13 protein-coding genes are annotated in these 17,820 nt (G+C 40.1%); 4 read left to right on the top strand and 9 right to left on the bottom strand.

What is annotated here, in order from left to right; translation table 11 throughout:
* Positions 1–7 precede the first annotated feature (7 nt).
* The 4 genes from urtD to urtA all read right to left on the bottom strand — a co-directional run bounded on the left by urtD (position 8) and on the right by urtA (position 4,574).
* Positions 8–754, bottom strand: a complete 747-nt coding sequence (gene urtD, locus BV375_RS26675; protein WP_086766082.1) for an urea ABC transporter ATP-binding protein UrtD — start codon at positions 752–754, stop codon at positions 8–10.
* Complete coding sequence (gene urtC / locus BV375_RS26680; protein ID WP_086766084.1) at positions 729–1,850, bottom strand: urea ABC transporter permease subunit UrtC; 1,122 nt, start codon at positions 1,848–1,850, stop codon at positions 729–731. The genes urtD and urtC overlap by 26 nt, the downstream gene beginning before the upstream one ends.
* 18 nt (positions 1,851–1,868) lie before the next feature.
* Entirely contained in the window at positions 1,869–3,029 is a 1,161-nt protein-coding gene (locus BV375_RS26685; protein WP_086766086.1) for a branched-chain amino acid ABC transporter permease, read from the bottom strand.
* Positions 3,030–3,257: 228 nt separating this feature from the next.
* Positions 3,258–4,574 carry an urea ABC transporter substrate-binding protein gene (urtA, locus tag BV375_RS26690; protein ID WP_086766088.1) on the bottom strand — a complete coding sequence of 439 codons (1,317 nt, stop codon included), beginning with the start codon at positions 4,572–4,574 and terminating at the stop codon, positions 3,258–3,260.
* A 500-nt stretch (positions 4,575–5,074) separates the two neighbouring features.
* On the opposite strand from urtA, the gene BV375_RS26695 reads away from it, so the two are divergent.
* On the top strand, positions 5,075–6,346 hold the full coding sequence (locus tag BV375_RS26695; RefSeq protein WP_086766090.1) for an ATP-binding protein: 1,272 nt from the start codon (positions 5,075–5,077) through the stop codon (positions 6,344–6,346).
* Positions 6,347–6,382: 36 nt separating this feature from the next.
* Here the strand turns inward: BV375_RS26695 and BV375_RS26700 are convergent, their stop codons facing one another.
* Positions 6,383–6,931: a GAF domain-containing protein gene (locus BV375_RS26700; protein ID WP_086766092.1), complete on the bottom strand. Its 549-nt coding sequence runs from the start codon at positions 6,929–6,931 to the stop codon at positions 6,383–6,385.
* A 133-nt stretch (positions 6,932–7,064) separates the two neighbouring features.
* Positions 7,065–7,430 carry a hypothetical protein gene (locus BV375_RS26705; RefSeq protein ID WP_243714064.1) on the bottom strand — a complete coding sequence of 122 codons (366 nt, stop codon included), beginning with the start codon at positions 7,428–7,430 and terminating at the stop codon, positions 7,065–7,067.
* Positions 7,431–7,848: 418 nt separating this feature from the next.
* Between BV375_RS26705 and BV375_RS26710 the strand changes: the two genes are divergently transcribed.
* Together BV375_RS26710 and BV375_RS26715 are read left to right on the top strand one after the other, a co-directional pair.
* The gene (locus tag BV375_RS26710; protein ID WP_086766094.1) at positions 7,849–8,298 is read left to right on the top strand and encodes a hypothetical protein; all 450 of its coding nucleotides are present in this window, start codon (positions 7,849–7,851) and stop codon (positions 8,296–8,298) included.
* Entirely contained in the window at positions 8,279–8,959 is a 681-nt protein-coding gene (locus tag BV375_RS26715) for a PAS domain-containing protein (RefSeq protein ID WP_086766096.1), read from the top strand. Before BV375_RS26710 ends, BV375_RS26715 begins: the two co-directional genes overlap by 20 nt.
* Positions 8,960–9,249: 290 nt before the next feature.
* On the opposite strand, the gene BV375_RS26720 is transcribed toward BV375_RS26715, so the two are convergent.
* The 3 genes from BV375_RS26720 to BV375_RS26730 all read right to left on the bottom strand — a co-directional run bounded on the left by BV375_RS26720 (position 9,250) and on the right by BV375_RS26730 (position 13,460).
* The gene (locus BV375_RS26720) at positions 9,250–10,986 is read right to left on the bottom strand and encodes a diflavin flavoprotein (protein ID WP_086766148.1); all 1,737 of its coding nucleotides are present in this window, start codon (positions 10,984–10,986) and stop codon (positions 9,250–9,252) included.
* 121 nt (positions 10,987–11,107) lie between these two features.
* On the bottom strand, positions 11,108–11,620 hold the full coding sequence (locus BV375_RS26725) for a phosphate-starvation-inducible PsiE family protein (protein WP_086766098.1): 513 nt from the start codon (positions 11,618–11,620) through the stop codon (positions 11,108–11,110).
* A 109-nt stretch (positions 11,621–11,729) separates the two neighbouring features.
* On the bottom strand, positions 11,730–13,460 hold the full coding sequence (locus tag BV375_RS26730; RefSeq protein WP_086766100.1) for a diflavin flavoprotein: 1,731 nt from the start codon (positions 13,458–13,460) through the stop codon (positions 11,730–11,732).
* Positions 13,461–14,556: 1,096 nt separating this feature from the next.
* Here BV375_RS26730 and BV375_RS26735 point away from each other — a divergent pair.
* Positions 14,557–17,316, top strand: coding sequence for a zinc-dependent metalloprotease (locus BV375_RS26735; protein ID WP_086766102.1), 2,760 nt, complete (start codon positions 14,557–14,559; stop codon positions 17,314–17,316).
* The last annotated feature ends 504 nt before the right edge of the window (positions 17,317–17,820 follow it).

Here is a 17,820-nt window from a genome sequence, read left to right on the forward strand (position 1 = left end):
TTACGATTTATTCCTGTTGTTGTCCCAGATATACTTCAATGACGCGGGAGTCATTTTGGACTTCTGCAAAACTACCTTCGCACAGTACCGAACCTTCATGTAAAACTGTTACTTTCCGGGCAATTTGTTGCACAAATTCCATATCATGTTCAATAACTAAAATTGAATGATTCTGAGCTAGTGTTAAAAGCAGTTCGCCGATATTATAAGTTTCTTCATCTGTTAAACCCGCCACTGGTTCATCAACAAGTAATAAATCAGGAGACTGTGCTACTAACATTCCAATTTCTAAACGTTGTTTTTCTCCGTGGGATAACAAAGCTGCGGGAATGTCTGCTTTAGAAGTTAAACCGATAGTTTCTAATAAGCCTTTAATACTATTGCTTTCCGTAGCATGAGAACGTCCAAACAAAGTAGAAAAAACATTTTTATTGTGGTTGCTGGTAATTTCTAGATTTTCTCGGGGCGTTAAGTTTAGAAAAACTCTGGGTGTTTGAAACTTGCGGCCAATTCCCAACCGCGCAATTTGATGCTCAGGTAAAGAACGTAAGTTTTTTCCTTTAAATAGGACTCGCCCCACAGTTGGTTGCACTTTCCCGGTAATCACATCAAGAAACGTGGTCTTTCCAGCACCGTTGGGGCCAATTACCACCCGCAACTCACCAACTTCCATACTAAATTTCAGTTGATTGAGAGCCTTAAAACCATCAAAACTAACAGTTACGTTTTCAGTTTCCAATATTTTGGCGTTCATGTTCTACTTCGGCATCTTCTTCTAAACTGGGATATGTAGAAATTGGTTGAGGGCGGTTGAAAATAGGAATGTTTTGATGACGTAACCATCCCACTATGCCATCAGGAAGCACTGTCACGACTATTAACAATAATGCTCCTTGGAAAAATAGCCAGATTTCGGCAAATTGTTCGCTTAAAAAAGCACGAGCGTAATTAACTAACAAAGCTCCAACAATCGCCCCGATTAATGTCCCTCGTCCGCCTACAGCTACCCAAATCACCATTTCAATCGAAAAAGCAATATCCATTGATCTAGGTGATACAGAACCACTTTGCAGGGTATAGAATGCTCCTGCTATGCCTGCGATCGCACCAGAAACTGCAAAGACCACTACTTTAAAATCTGTAGGGTCGTATCCAGAAAATCTTACCCGGCTTTCATCATCACGAATAGCTATCAATAATCTGCCAAAGCGTCCGCTTGTTAACCAGCGACAAATTCCGTATGTGGCTGCAAGCAACAATACTGTCAGGATATAGAAAACGAATTGCGTTTTGGCATCACTGACTGTTGCACCAAACAAAGTTGTGAAATCTATCAGTCCATTTGTACCGTTGAAAAGTTGTTGTTGACCGTTAAAAAAGTTAAAAAATACAATAATTGCAGCTTGAGTCAAAATAGAAAAATAAACTCCCTTGAGGCGATTGCGAAATACTAAATATCCTAATAAGCCAGCTAGTAAAGCTGGAATCATGAACACAGCAACTATAGCTACAGGAAAAGAATAGAAAGGTTGCCAAAACCAAGGTAATTCCGTAATTCCATAAAGCCCCATAAAATCAGGTAACTCGCCAGGGGGGACTTGCAGCTTCAAGTACATAGCGATCGCATATCCACCCAAGCCAAAGAAAATGCCATGTCCCAAACTGAGTAACCCAGTGTAACCCCAAATCAAATCAATACCCAAAGCCACAATAGCCAGCGACAAAAATCTGCCCAACAAATTCAGCCGAAACTGTGTAAGTACTACTGGCATAATCAATATGAGGATAAGTGCGATCGCCACCACCACCCCAAATTCAATTAATATTAACCTTCCTCCCTTCCTTCTCATTCTCTGCGCCTCTATGGTTTAAACATCAACAGTACGACCTTTTTGCGGAAAAATTCCTGCAGGCTTCCACTGTAAAAACACAATAATCAGCACAAATACCATCACCTTAGCCATACTTGCTGTAGCAAAAAAAGTAAAGAAATTTGCTAAAGGTTTGACATGAGTAAATAACGAAGTCAGAGTACCAGAACCAATTAAAAAGTTAGCTGTACCAATTGCCAAGGCAGATACAATCGTACCTAATAAATTGCCTACACCACCGACAACAACCACCATAAAAGTGTCGATAATATAGTTTTGCCCGGTATTGGGGCCTACGGAACCTAGTAAACTAATGGCACATCCAGCCACACCAGCTAAACCAGAACCCAATGCAAAAGTGATGGCGTCAACTTTTTGAGTTGGAATCCCTAAACAAGCACTCATACTACGGTTTTGCGTAACCGCCCGAATTCTTAATCCCCAGTTAGAATGTTGTAAAAATAAGTAAATTCCTGCTACGCAGATTATTGTCAAACCAATAATAAATAACCTAGCAAATGGTAATTGCACACCACCTAGAGATATTCCATCCTGTAACCAACTAGGCGCTGTGACATCCACATTCTGAGCACCAAACCAAGGTTGATTCACTGCTTGCTGATAGGTTTGACTCAATAAGTTGCAAATTGATACTGTCATTAAGAATGATAGCAATAATATTACTGCTATAACCCAATTACGAATTCTCTCCAGATTTGTGCGAGAATTTAAAATCCATAAACTTCCAAAAAATAACACAGAAAATAAGACTATTCCAATTACCAAAACCCAATTGACGCTACGGACAAACTGCTGAAAAATCAAACTTACTCCCCAAGTTGCTAGTAGAGTTTCTAGAGGGCGTCCATAAAGATAACGAATCACGCCTCTTTCGAGAATTAAGCCCACAGCCGCCGTGAAAATAAAAGCGATTATTAAAGCTAAAAAAATATAAATTTCAAACCACAGTCCGCCCAATTGTTTGCAACCATTTTGGACAACAAATGTTGCATAAGCGCCAAACATCATTAATTCACCATGCGCCATATTAATAACGCCCATTAAGCCAAATATAATGGCTAGCCCTAACGCTGCTATTAATAATACAGCGCCAATGCTGATACCATTAAATACAGCCTCTAAGAAAACTGTTAACACTTCTTTTTCTCCCAGAAATCTCAGTTTATTATTAGTTAAATTTCAAGAGATTGAATATGATATTTTACGACTTAAATTACTAAATTAACGTACTAAGATAAATGGTGCGTTGCGCTTCGCTATAACGCACCCTACTAAGAAACCTATGAATACTTTTTGTCCCAATAAATCTCAACAAAATTCGTAATTGTAATTAATTACGAATTACGAATTACGAATTAATTTTACTTAGACTTTTTTGTACTTACCACCTTTAGCTGGATCTGACCAATCACAAGCAAAACCCTTAGTCTCTTTCACAAACTGATTCCAAGGAACTGGCTCAACTGGTACAGGAGTAGCATAGACAATATCAAACAAACCATCTTGCCTTACTTGACCAATTCGCACAACTTTGGATAGGTGATGATTGGTATTAACTGTCACTTTTCCTTCAGGTGCATCTATGGTTTGATTGTATGCCGCAGCACGCACTTTAGCTAAGTCGGTAGTACCAGCTTTTTCCACTGCTTGCTTCCATAAATAAACTGCGATATATGCTGCTTCCATTGGGTCATTGGTTACGCGCTCTGCGCCATACTCTTTCTTAAAAGATTCGACAAACTTTTTATTAGCAGGTGTGTCTACTGTTTGGAAATAGTTCCAAGCCGCATAGTGCCCTTTGAGATACTCTACACCAATTGCTTTGACTTCTTCTTCGGCAATACTTACAGACATAGAAGGATATTTTTCTGGGGTCAAACCAGCCCCTTTCAATTGTTTGAAGAAAGCAACATTACTATCACCATTCAACGTATTGTAAATCACACCACCGTTAGGCAAAGCTTGCTTAATTTTAGTGATAATAGGTGTCACTTCTGTGCTACCTAATGGTAAGTAATCTTCACCAACTGTTGTCCCGCCTAAAGCTTCTAATTGAGCTTTAATAATATTGTTAGCAGTACGGGGGAAAACGTAGTCAGAGCCTACTAAAAAGAATTTTTTACCCTTATTTTTCAACAACCAATCAACAGATGGTTCTATTTGTTGATTTGGCGCAGCACCAGTGTAGAAAATGTTTTTAGAACATTCTTGGCCTTCATACTGCACTGGATACCAAAGCATATGGTCTTTACTCTCGAAGACTGGCTTAACATTCTTGCGACTTGCAGAAGTCCAACAACCAAAAACTACAGCCACCTTATCTTGATCAATTAGTTTGGTTGCTTTTTCTCTAAAGGTATCCCAGTTAGAAGCACCATCTTCAACAACTGCTTCAATTTGTTTACCCAAAACACCACCAGTAGCGTTAATTTCTTTGATTGCTAATTTTTCAGCATCCACAACGCTTTTTTCACTAATAGACATTGTGCCACTGAGTGAATGTAAAATACCTATTTTAATAGTGTTACCACTAGCAGCAGCAACAGGAGAAGCATTGCCAGAGACAGCTGGACTGTTCGTCGCGGTTGGGGAATTATTAACGCAAGCTTTGAGAAAAATGCTGCTGCCGATAGTTACAGAACTGTAAATCAAAAACCTACGTCGGTTAAAATGTCTACTCATATCTTGATTAATTTTCCCTCAATAAATCAGCTAACTCGTAGAAAGCTTACAAGATCAACCTTTAAATTGTGATATTAGTTTGATAGGTTACTATTAAAAAGTTAATTTTTATACAAAATGTTTATTTTATACAATCAGATATCAATTTGATTTGGTTAAAGTTAATAAAATTTTATACTTTTAAAGTCTTGCTCCACTGTTAAAGAGATACTTAGGCAACTATTTTACAATAACAATATCATCATGCCTGCACAAAAAATCAGAGCCAGAAACAGTATTCCAGCCAGGTAATTCGCGTCCCCGTTCCCTTAAAAGAGGCTGTATGGCACTTAGCTCGATTGCATAGACTCTGACTGCCAACCGAGGTAATGTGAGAAATACAATATTTTTTGTGTCACTTAACACTTTAATATTGATGATGTACGTATGAAATTTTGGGACTTTACTCATCATTAATGCGATCAACCACTAGTGAACAAAGTAATGACAAATGATCAACTATGTTCGCATTTGCTCGTAGCCGTCGTAACCTTACTTACTTATTTGCACTGTCGATGGGGAGTATCCTCATTATCTTTGCTGCCATAGCTTATTACTTGGGAACTGAAAACCAGCTTCAGGTTTTTGATGAAGAACTTTATTCAACCAGCAAAGCAATTACAGCAAATGCACAGCATCGTCTCTACAGAGAACGATGGCAGGTGAATAAAGATAATATTCCGATTCTTGGTGATGCGCTACCTTTAAATGGCAAATTGGTATATGTCCGCTGGTTCAATCCCCAAAGAAAATTAGTGAAATCTAGTGGCGAAAATATCTCCAAAAAATTAACTTTTGTTGCTGGTTTTCAAACTATTCAAATTAATGACATTAGTAAAACCTGGCTCCGAGAGTTAACGTTACCAGTTATCCAAAATAATGTTGTCATCGGCTATTTACAGATTGCTGCACCTCTGACACCTTTGCGTAAAAGCTTAAATAGAAGCAGGTTATTTTTAACAATAGGCGTACCCGTAACTTTAGGTTTAATTGGGATTACTGGTTGGTTTTTGGGTGGACTTGCTATGCAACCAACTCGTCGCGCTTATGAGCAACTACAGCGCTTTACTGCTGATGCTTCTCATGAGTTACGTGCTCCTGTGGCTGCGGTTTTGAGCAATGCACAAGTTGCATTAATGCCGCCAGAAGATGAATCAGAGCAGCGTTTTCGCCTAGAAAATATCGAGGAGATAGCGAAATCAATGAGTACTCTGATTAGCAATTTGCTGTTTCTAGCTCGTCATGAGGGGCCTTTAGATCCTACCGAACTCAAGAGCATTGACCTTGTAGAACTACTGCGATCGCTCTTTGAATCATACCAATCACAAGCAGCTTCCCAAAATCTTAATTTTACGCCTTATCTCCCCCAGCAGCCTCTGTACTTGAAAGCAGATGCAGAATTGTTAAAACAGGCTTTTGTTAACTTGCTCGCCAATGCCTGCAAATATACCCCAGCCGGAGGGACAGTTAAGCTACGACTATTTCAACGTGGTCATCGAGCTGTTATCCAAGTAGAAGACAACGGCATTGGTATTCCATCGGAAGATTTACCTCATATATTTGAACGATTTTATCGCGTGGGCAATGTGCGATCGCGTCAAACAGGAGGCTTTGGTTTAGGATTGGCGATTTCTCAGCAAATTATTCAAGCGCATCGAGGGCAAATTACAGCTAGCAGTGTACTTGGCCAAGGTTCAACCTTTGAAATCCAACTGCCCTCAGATAGGAATTAAACTAGGAAATTTGATGAATTAATTTGCAGACAGTGATTATTTGCCAATTGGGTAATCAGTTGCTGTTTTGATATAACTAACAGCCAAGGGTGTGAGTTGACTTTCGAGTTGGGTGACAAAAGCTCGATCAAATTCTGACCAAACTCGCTTGTTACCAAAGATAGCAGGCTGTAAAATTCCCCACAATTGATGATTTTGGCACAAGTGAGCATGAATTAACGCCCTATGTCCAAAGTTTTGGCGCTCAAATTCTTTATTAACAACTTCTGGACTGGCGGTTTCTATATCTTCGACATATACAGAAGGATCATTGCGGAGTGCAGCGGCAAATAAGGGATCTTCTTGGGGTAAAGACTCTGGATCTCGTCTCCAGTCCGAGTCTGTAATATCTGGTATTGCTTCATTTCGCCGCCAGCAATAAGCGACTTTAGCCCACTTATTTTGGGGATTTCGCAGATAGAGAAAACAGCGATCGCACTGTAATACTTCTCCAATTGCTGGCAGGATTGCAGTAAAAACAGCATCCGGATCGCTGTATCTGTCTAGAACATTTTGTACAGCTTCTGGCAGAACTAGGCTAGTCATCAAAAGGCAGGTAAATATCTTGGATATTTTCTCAATGCTCTGCAATCGAAAACATCATCCTACCGATACAGATACTTGGTAGAGACGTTACACCTAACGTCTCTACTTGCTTACATAACACTGCAACGTCTATTTAAGCTACTTCCAATGTTTCCAGATTGCTTTCCAACCCAGAGACTATCAGGCTAATTGTTTGTAGTATTGCTGCGCGATCGCCCCTCTGACACCTCTCAAACAAAAGATGGGCATCCAATTCCTCGTGGTTTGCTAAAGTTTCTAATATATTTTCTCTAGCGTTCAAGTTATTATTTGCGCAAGCAGAAAAAAGTAGCACTCCTGCCATAGTGTACATATCTAACATCGGCTCATCACTATCTTCGAGATGGACAACGTTAGGAAACTCAGATAGAGGGTGAAGGAATTGCTCAAAGGTTAATTGGATCATAGTTGTTGTTGAGTCGATACCTTGAATAAGTTCAAACCCCAGGTAATCAGGCATTACGGTGATGTGCTGCGGTTCAGACCGAAAAATCAGACTTACCTTTGTTTCTAGAGCGAAATTCTTGATGCAGTTAACTCTAGTTTTAGTAACGGGGCAGAATGCAACTTGAAAATAGGGTAGGCAAATCAACGAGCAGATGTTGCAGAATAAGTACAAGCATATATACTTAATACAAAGGGGCAAAAAACCATTAAATTTCTAAATAAAGGTGAGAAGCTAGCTACCAAAAAAGCAGCTAGCTTCTATGTGGTCTACCGTTTCTTAGTCTTCAGCCGCTTACTGCTCCATTTCCCCATACTAGGCTTGTCATTTTTTTTTGTCAAGCTGTCATTTAAATATGACAGAAACAAATGTCTTGCATTTCCGTTTTCATGAGTGAAAATAAAGACAAGCATAATATTCAACATTTGGACTTATGACTGACAGAAGGCGTTCTGATGATTACAAGCAAATTAGCGGCTATATCCCACTGGATTTAGCTTTAGAGTTTAAAAGCATCTGTGCTCGCTTAGGCATTTCCCAAAGCGACGCCATAGAAGAGATGACTCAGGAGTGGATAGCCAAAAAAACTGGTTCTCTCGCCAAAAAAACTCAAGCCCCAAAAACAATTGCCGATTTAGTACAAGCCAACATGGCAAAATTGAAACGCTGTGGCGTTAAAAACCTACAAGCGTTGGCAAAAGGTGAAGTTTTACCAACACCAGGAGACTTTGCCATCATTACATCGGCTTTAGCTATCCCAGAGGAGGAAAGAAAACAAATCTGGCAAGAAACGTTCAAAATTTCCGTGTATCACGATGCTAAGGGTGTAAAACTATATAAAGATTCTGGAGGTGTCAAAGAAGATGAGTGCGAGTATTCTTAGAATCCTCAATTTACCGGGGTGGAACTATAAAATGTCTCATGAAGGGGTTTCAATTTTTGCCCCGACAAAACGCGATGCCACGCACCTGGCTCAATGCTACGGAGACGCTCTGAGTGAAACTGCATACAAAATTAATGGCAAGGTGCGAATTCGATGGAAAGGCTGCAAGCAACCAATTGAATTTTTCGGGTGGATGGCAAGCAAGCAACCGCCTACACCATCGGAAATAGCCGAACGAATTTTGCAATATCAAGGTGCGGTGTTTTGCAGCCAGCTACACATACCATCACAGTTGTTATACCGTATAGTTGCTGCTGCGGAAAATGAGCGCCCTGTCAGCATCGTCAGACAAGATACTCGCAAGCAAATCATTGTGAATCAGCCAATGGCTGAGATGCTACAGACACCGCCAGAAATTGCCACTCAAAGGATCATGACCCAGTTTTGGTTACCTGAAGATTTAGCTGAACTGGAACAAAGGTTGCACAATGATAGACAATTCACCTGGACTTATTCTGCTGGACTGAATGAACGAGCTTGGGCAATCCTCACTACCCAATTCGAGGCTTTTGAGGTTGAAGGCATTTGGTACAGACAGGGAATCTGCTTGTCAACTCCTCAACTGGTGCCGATTCCCCCAGGAGTATTTGAACCCGCTTAAATAAAAATTTGACTCCTTCAGGAATACCAACAGTTATCAGGTGCTTCAATCCGTTCGGGTGCGCTCTATCAAGCATTTACAGCGTTAGATAATTTTGAATATTTTGGATATAGAAACTGAAACAACGACGCGAAGATTGATGTGTCGTCAGATTTTAGACAAATGGTATTATTTGATTTTAAAAATACAGGTAGGTTGGGCTAGAGGCTAGGGAGGACAAGGGAAAGAAGCAAGGGGCAAGTAATTTAAAATTCAAAATTATGACTCTTGCCTATTGCCCCATACCCAATTTAATAATGACTACCAGATTTACGATGTTCGATGGCAGTCACACCATCATTTTCTAATACTTCTCCCTTATCTACTACGGCATAAATCAAGTATCTGTCACCACATTCGAGTTGATTTTGTACCGTACATTCTAAATAGGCTAAAGCCTCAGTTAGAATTAGGCACCCGTTATCAGCAGTTTGGGTAGGAAGATTAGCAAACGGATTATCGCCTAAAGTGCTGTGACGAGCAAAATAGCGTCGGACATTTCTGCCTTCTTTGAGGATGTTCAGCACAAATTTATCACCAGGATGACGCATTAAATCTGCATTCTGTTCTTGGGTAATAGCAATCATGATCCCTGGTGGGTTAAAAGTTGCCTGAGATACCCAAGAAGTTAAAATCCCTGTGTGGTTGTCTCGATCGCGAGTAGTGAGGACACACAAAGAACCAATAATTCTGCCTACTGCCTGTTCGGTACGGTCTACTTGCGCTTCTGTGACTACCTGACGAGGAGTACGCAATTTTTTCGTTTTCTTCAAGTTTTGGGCAAAGGTAGCGCCTGCATCTTGACACTGCTGTATAGTGTACGGCGTCGGGCTGAAGCGTACCCGAATTGTGTCAAAACCTAAACGATAATTGGCATCTTTGAGCTTGTTTTCGAGTAAATCAATTGCCTCTCCACTCCAACCATAGGAACCAAACACACCAGCTAGCTTAGTTTTCGCCGCAGATGAGAGGACTATTCCTAAAGCCGTTTGAATTTGAGTAGGTGCATGTCCCCCTAAAGTGGGCGAACCAATTATAAATCCATTACAAGCCTCGACAATGCGGGTAATCTCGGCTGGTTCTGCTAGTTCACAGTTGATGGATTCGACATTAATGCCATTTTGAATCAAACCTTGAGCGATCGCATTGGCTATAGTTGCTGTATTGCCATAAGCAGAGGCATACAGCAAAGCCACACTAAACTCCTGAGACTTTTGACCTTGGCTCCATTGGCGGTAATCATAGGTAAAACGACTGAGGCTGTAACGTACAACTGGTCCATGTGCTGGGGCGTAAGATTTTGCACCCAAAATCGTTAATTTATCTAAGGCAGCTTCTACTTGTTTGGCTTGGGGAGCATGGAGACAGTCAAAATAGTAACGGCGTTCTGGGTCTAAAGCCTTCCAATCTTCATCGAACAATGCATCTTCACAAATATGAGCACCAAAGAATTTATCGGTGTAGAGAATTTTAGTGGCACAATCGTAGGTACAAAGCCCATCAGCCCAGCGGGGAGTGGGAACGCTGATAAATGAGAGGTGATGTCCTTGCCCTAAATCTAGGGTATCTTCTGATCGCACAGCTTGAATACGTGATTCCCATTCAGGAAAGGCGGTTTTTAAAGCATTAGCAGCTGGGCGAGAACAGATTAACGTGACTTGCGGCCCTAGAGAGAGCAAAACTTTTAAAGTAGCCCTACGGTTGGGGTTGACATGGCCAAGCACAACGTAATCTACGGTGGTCAAATCTAGATGCTGTGCTAGTTGTTCTAGAAAAATTTCGGTAAACGATTCACCGGGAGGGTCGATTAAAACCTTTTTATCAGCTTGGATCAAATAAGAGTTTGCCGTAGTACCCCGTTGACGGGAATACTCAATCTCAAATTTTAGACGTTCCCAAGTACGCGATCGCAATATCAGCGTATTTGTACCAAGTTCAGCAACCTGAACATCTCTATGGCGGTTGGGCATTAAAGTAGCAGTAGACATAGTAACCTCTTTGTCAATGGGCATGGAGCATTGGGCATGGGGTATTAGAAACAATTTTGGATTTTGGATTGGATAGTAATTTAAAATCCAAAATCTAAAATTCCTTCTCCCCTTCATCTTCTTAACGTCCGTTGCTTTTTGCTAATTCTTCTCTATGGAGACGTTTATAACGTTTAGATACTTCTTGTTCCGGATCGATACCTTCAAAGGTAGGGGGTAACCAAACGCGCAGGAAAAGTAGGACTCCCAAAACTAATAAAAATGCACAAGTTGCTAAAACTTGACTCGAAGTAATTTCTAATACGCCTTTAACAATTACTTCTCGCAAGGCGGAAACAATAGAAACTTCAACAGCTACTCCAATAGATATTCTTTGTTCTTGGAGATAAATAATTAGGAGCCGGAATAACTCAACTAAGATGAGTAAAAAAAGAATATCGGCTGTTACAACATGGAAATCTAGAGGGGGAAGCAAGGAGAAAAACATATCCCTCACCTGAATCACCATGAAACTAAATAAACCGATACACAAAGAAATCACAATCATGTCTTGGATAAATTCCAAGGTTCGCAGGATGCGCCCCCGATGGATTTCATACATGGAGATTGAGTTCTTTTCAGTAGACTGATACATATAAAACTCTTAATTGATTTGTGAAGTTACTTGTAGAGGTAGGCAAATAGGCAATAGATTGCTTCAGTGTAGGGTGGGCAATGCCCACCTTACAAATAACAAATGAAGTTTAATAATGATTGCCAATTTTGCGGTGATGGACGGCGGTTAATGCATTTACCTTGGCAACTCGTCCAGTTTGGATGGTGCTATAAATAATCCAATGATCTCCACAATCCATGCGGCTAGTGATTTCACATTCCATATAAGCTAAAGCTTCAGCTAATATTGGAGATTCATTAGTTGCAGGATATGTTTTAACTCCCGCAAAGCGATCTGCACCAGGAGCAAAGCGCTTGAGGAAATGTTTCATTAATCCTTGATAATTGCCTTCTTCTAAAACGTTTAAAACAAAGCGATCGCCAACATGCATCAAGGATTCTATTGCCCGGTCTTTAGATACAGCAATTGCTACTCCTAAAGGATTCAGACTGGCTTGTGTTACCCAAGAAGCAAACATTGCACTTTGAACTTCTCCCTTCTTGGCAGTGATAATATACAATCCATTGCTAATCCTACCTAGGGCTTTTTCTAAATCTGTATTGATGGATTTTATTTGTTTAATAGTGCGATCGCGGGTCAACCATTGACCTAAATCTGTTCCCGCTTCATCACAAAGTTGTTCTAGAGATGGTGTGGGAGTTTCTTTAACTAAAATTGGGGGAAAGGCTTCAGTTAATCCTAATTCTTGGAATTTGTTGCGTAAGGGATAAACTGGTTCATCTTCTCCTCCGCCTGACTCTAATAAACCAATTGTTTGTTTATGATGAGCCGCTGCTAAGATAGTGCTGATAGCTGCTTGAGCCGTAACTGAATGTTGGGCTGGCATACTAATAACTAAACCCAAAGCTTGTCCAACTAATTCCCGGACTTCTTGTGGTTCAGCACTATTAATATCTACTAATTCTACTGCTACACCCGTTTTTGTACATCCATGTGCTATTGTTCTTACTAAATGTTCGCTAGAACCATAATCTTCAGCATAGAACATTGCTACTAATGTCTCTGTTTTTGCTTGTTCTAAACTCCAAGTTTGATACCTTCCTAACCATTCGGAAATATAATGTTGTAGTAAAGGCCCGTGTCCTGTAGCAACTATGCCTATGTCTAATTTTTCAATCCGCTTTAAAGCTGCTAAAACAGAACGTGCATTCGGTCCCATGAGACAGTCATAGTAATATTTAAAATCTTCCTCTATGACAGTGAAATTCTCGTCATAGGTGTGGTCATCACAGTAGTGCATTCCAAATACATCACAGGTGTAGAGAATGCCAGTTTTATGGTCATAGGTCAAAATTGTATCAGGCCAATGTAAGTTAGGCGCAGAAATAAATTCTAATTCATGACCATTGCCTAATGCTAAACGTTCTCCACTTTTCACCAATATTGATTTAAATGGTTGGTGAACCATATTTTCGAGAAATTGAATAGCTACCTTAGCACCGACTATGGTAATGTCAGGAGCTAGTTCTAAGATGTCTTTAACTAAGCCACTATGATCTGGTTCTGTGTGGCTGATAATTAAGTAATCTATTTTGGTTGGGTCAATTAATCCTGTAAGTAATTCAAGATATAACTTCTCAAACTTGCGGTGAGAAGTGTCAACCAAAGCATTTTTTTCGCCTTGAATTAAGAAAGAATTATAGGTCGTACCATTGTGTAAACCAAATTCAACATCAAAACGTTCTCTATCCCAATCTAGACAACGAATAGCAGTAGTTTTCGCAGCAATTTCCGCAGTTTGAACCGTCAAACGTCCGGGAGTTGTAGTAACCTGAGTAGACTCTGTAAGTAATACCATGTGTTTTAACCAAAAAGATATTTTCTATAGTTAATGTTCTTATTCTTATAATTGCCTGAAAACAGGTAATTGGTAAAATGCTAATTTCTAAAGATAGCCATCAGCAAAATTTATTGTTCTGCTCATTTAATTAGCATTGAAATAATCAATGTTTACTATTGATATTTCAATACAGTTCAGTTAGTGATGTTCATTTCTCGGAGATCCCCCCAACTCCCTTAAAAAGGAGGGATAAGGAGGATCAATCCTTCATTGAACCGTATTGAGTGAGATTTCACATAATAAATATTTAAAGATTGAAGTTAAGCACAATATTGTTAACTAATCCTAGTTAATTTTTGGCTATATATCAGTTCTATCTGAATTTATGAAAAATGCTTTTAAAGAAAGAGGTAAGAAAGAATTTTATGAATGATTTAAAACTGCTATGGCTACTATAAGGAGTAATGCCGCGTCTGCACATTTCTGTGTTAAATGCGAAACTTACAGCAAATTTCAAGTTGGTGAAGTATATATCTTAAGTCTCAGACCCAAGCATAAAGTTTATTTTCCTTCTGAATTCTGGATTCTACTGTAACTACGATCGCTCTACCTGGAATTTATGGTGATGTTGGGTTGGGTAATGTCTCTACAGCTAGCCAGGCAACCTTTGTGGCTGGGTGATGGTTGCGGCTGAATTCCGCTTCTACCAATAATTATTCTCCACAAGCGCGATTGCAGTAGCAGTTGAAGATTCTTCATGCACCCAAGTGTAGCTGTAAATACAATTTTTGGGCATTTTTTGGTCTTTAATACAAAATAAACTTCAAAAACGCATGTATCTTTAGCTGGATAAGGCATCTATCTTAAGACATAAATATTTGGTATATAATGAATTTCATCTTATGAATAAATAATTTGTGAACAGCTTTAGAGACACACTACTTTTTTATTAGTAGTGTTTTCCCGGATGGCAAACGATTGTTTATCTGATTACGGTGGATTATACAATACGTAGATTCTAAGTATTTGGGAAGTACTAGCGAGGTTGGCAGACAACGTATTAATCCACATTTTTTCCTTAATATAAAAACCGCTTCAGGTGGAAAGCTAAAGGATGAAATACTGGATCAGGAATTTAGTAGTCTATATATTCTTACTGTGTAACTTGTTACTAGGAACTAATTACGCAGCAGCCAACCAACTTGCAAATGCAAATATTGATGTGCAGCAATTAAATCTACTTCCGGTAATTGAAAACATCGCAAGTGTTGACAATATTTTTGGGGAAAGTAGAAAGGAAGATTTTCGGAGATTTCGGGAAATAATCAAAGGAACAGAGAAATTAGAGGGATTATTCACGGTTTATCGCAGTCATGAAGACGGCAGAATTTATTTAGAACTAGCACCAGAACAGCTAAATAAAAACTACTTAGCAACAGTGACATTGGAATCGGGATTGGGGGAAAGTGGGATTTATAGTGGATTACCTCTGTCTGATTTTCTCTTCTACTTCCAGCGAGTACACAACAATTTGCATTTTGTGGTTCGTAATGTTAAATTTCGGACAGAGCCAGGTGAACCAGAACAGCGATCGCTTGCTCGTTCCTTTAGCGACTCAGTTCTGTATGCGCTGGAAATAGACACTATTGATCCACGTAGTAAAAATATTCTGATTAACCTGGATAATCTCCTAATGCAGGATTTTTCAGGTTTAACTTCCTTATTAAAATACTCTTTACAAGCTGATTATCGCTTAGAAGCAAGCAAGTCTTACTTTGATGATGTCAACAGCTTCCCGGAAAATCTAGAGATTGATTCAACTTATGGTTTTTCATCAGCAGAAGGTGCAAATTTAGTCACCTTACCTGATAGCAGGGCACTCACTTTAAAAGTACACTACAGTTTTTCTAAACTAAGAGAAAATAACGGTTATATTCCCAGGCTTGCCGATGATCGAGTGGGATATTTTATTACTGCTTTCCAAGATTTTTCTCACAATCACACTCAAGAATCATTTGTACGTTACATCAATCGTTGGCATCTAGAACCATCCGACCCCGACGCACCTTTATCTCTACCTAAAAAACCGATTGTGTTTTGGATTGAAAATGCTGTGCCATTAGAGTACCGAGACGCAATTCGTGAAGGTGTGCTGATGTGGAATAAAGCCTTCGCCAAAGCAGGATTCCAAAATGCCATTCAAGTGCAGCAAATGCCAGATGATGCTGATTGGCATCCCGCAGATGTGCGTTATAACACTATTCGCTGGTTCAATTCTCTAGATGCAGGTTTTGCCCAAGGACCAATGCGCGTTAATCCATTCACTGGGGAAATATTGGACGCAGATATTATTGTTGATGCAGGTATGGTGCGTTCAATTCAGCAAGAATATCGCGCTTTGATGGATGCAAATGCAAGCAAAAACCCATGTCAAGACGTTGGGCAAAGGCTGGAGGCACAGAGCAGTCTAGGCTTTGTCCAACTAGAGCAACTGCAAATAGGTAAGAATTCTGTTATTCAACCATCTTCTGAGATTTGCTATGGCAAAGAGTCTTTAGATCAAGCAGCTATGGGGGCGTTGGCCTTATCACTGTTGCAGAATACTACACCAAGTAGTGAAGCGATGCAGGAGTATGTACATCAATATTTGCGTTCTGTGATCGCTCACGAAGTCGGGCATACTCTTGGTTTGCGCCACAATTTTCATGGCAGCACCATGCTAGCGCCGCAGGAATTAAATCAGACAGAAATTACTCGCGCTAAGGGTTTAGCGGGTTCTGTGATGGATTATTTACCAGTGAACATAGCACCACAGGGAGAACAGCAAGGTGATTATTTCCCTGGGGTGGTTGGGCCCTATGATGAATGGGCAATTGAGTATGGTTATAAAAGAAGCCCTCAAGCTGGACTTGATTCCACGATCCCAGAAGCAGAAAGGAGCTTTTTGGAACAGATTGCGCTAGCGTCGCCTCAGCCTGAATTATCATACGCCACTGATGAAGATATCTGGGATATTAATCCGCTAGCAAACCTTTGGGACATGAGTAGCGACGTACTTGTTTATTCTCAATGGCAAATGGATAATGCCCGTGTGATGTGGCAACGACTTGACAAGCGTTATCTCTCGAAGGGAGAAAGCTATAGTAATTTGCGTGTCTTATTTAATCGAGTACTAAAATACTACTTTCGCAATGCCACCTTAGTTTCTCAATACATTGGTGGGCAATCATTTCGGCGTGTCCATGCTGGAGATGACACTTCCTGGGCATTTGTGCCAGTTTCACTAATCAAACAACGTCAAGCTTTGGCGAAGTTGCAAGAGTATGTATTTGCGGAGGATGCTTTTAGTTTCTCACCGCAATTGCTGAATCAGCTAGCACCATCGCGCTGGCAACACTGGGGTAACCCCATACCTAACGATCGCCTCGATTATCCCATACATGAACGCATTTTAAGATTCCAAAGTCGGGTATTGCGATCGCTCTTAAACAGCGATCGCCTGAATCGGTTACAAGATATAGAATTAAAAACACTCCCAAGCGAAGCCCTTTCTATCCCCGAATTATTCGACACCTTGCAAAAAGGCATCTGGACAGAAGTTTTAGCTCCCGAAGCACCAAAGCAAATTTCTAGTATCCGCCGTTCATTGCAACGAGAACATCTGAATATTTTGCTAGAGATGATGTTGCGTACTACAGATGCACCAGAAGACGGTCGGACATTGGCTTGGTATGAATTGCGTCAACTGCAAACAGCTATTAATAGTAGGCTAAAACAATTTGGTGAAAATCTTGATATTTCTACACTAGCTCATTTGGAAGTTTCTAGCGATCGCATCACTAAAGCATTCAACGCACATTTACTCTCTAATTAATACAAATTCACGAAATTATTGATACAAATTACTTCCTCTGCTTCCTCTGCTATCCGAGATGTATCATTTTTAAAGTGAAATGGTATAAGATGCTTTTGCTGGGGAGGGGGGAAAAACAGTAATATGTCAAGCTTTGTTGCAACTTACTTTTAGCTAGGTGAAATCTCGCTACCTTGAAGATAACTCTGCACTTAAATTAAGCTCAGGGAGGTAGTAGCCATGATGGGAATAATTTTGGTTTCGATTTTTTGCTTGCTTTGGCTAGTCGGCTTTACACTTTTAGCGGAAGCTTGGTTTTATGAAGAAGAGCAGCAGTAAAAACGCTGAGTATTGCTAAATGAACCTTTAAAGATCAAAATGCGATCCCTACTTCCTGCGCGGTGTGTGCACGCAGCAATTCAATGGCGCTAGCGCAATCTGGAGGCTTGGGACAAGTGGATGAATAAATTGTCATCCTGACGAGTTAGCATCATCTAAAATTTATTTCTTAATTATTTTTCAGCC

Source organism: Nostoc sp. 106C (assembly GCF_002154725.1).
Taxonomy (GTDB): Bacteria; Cyanobacteriota; Cyanobacteriia; order Cyanobacteriales; family Nostocaceae; genus Aulosira.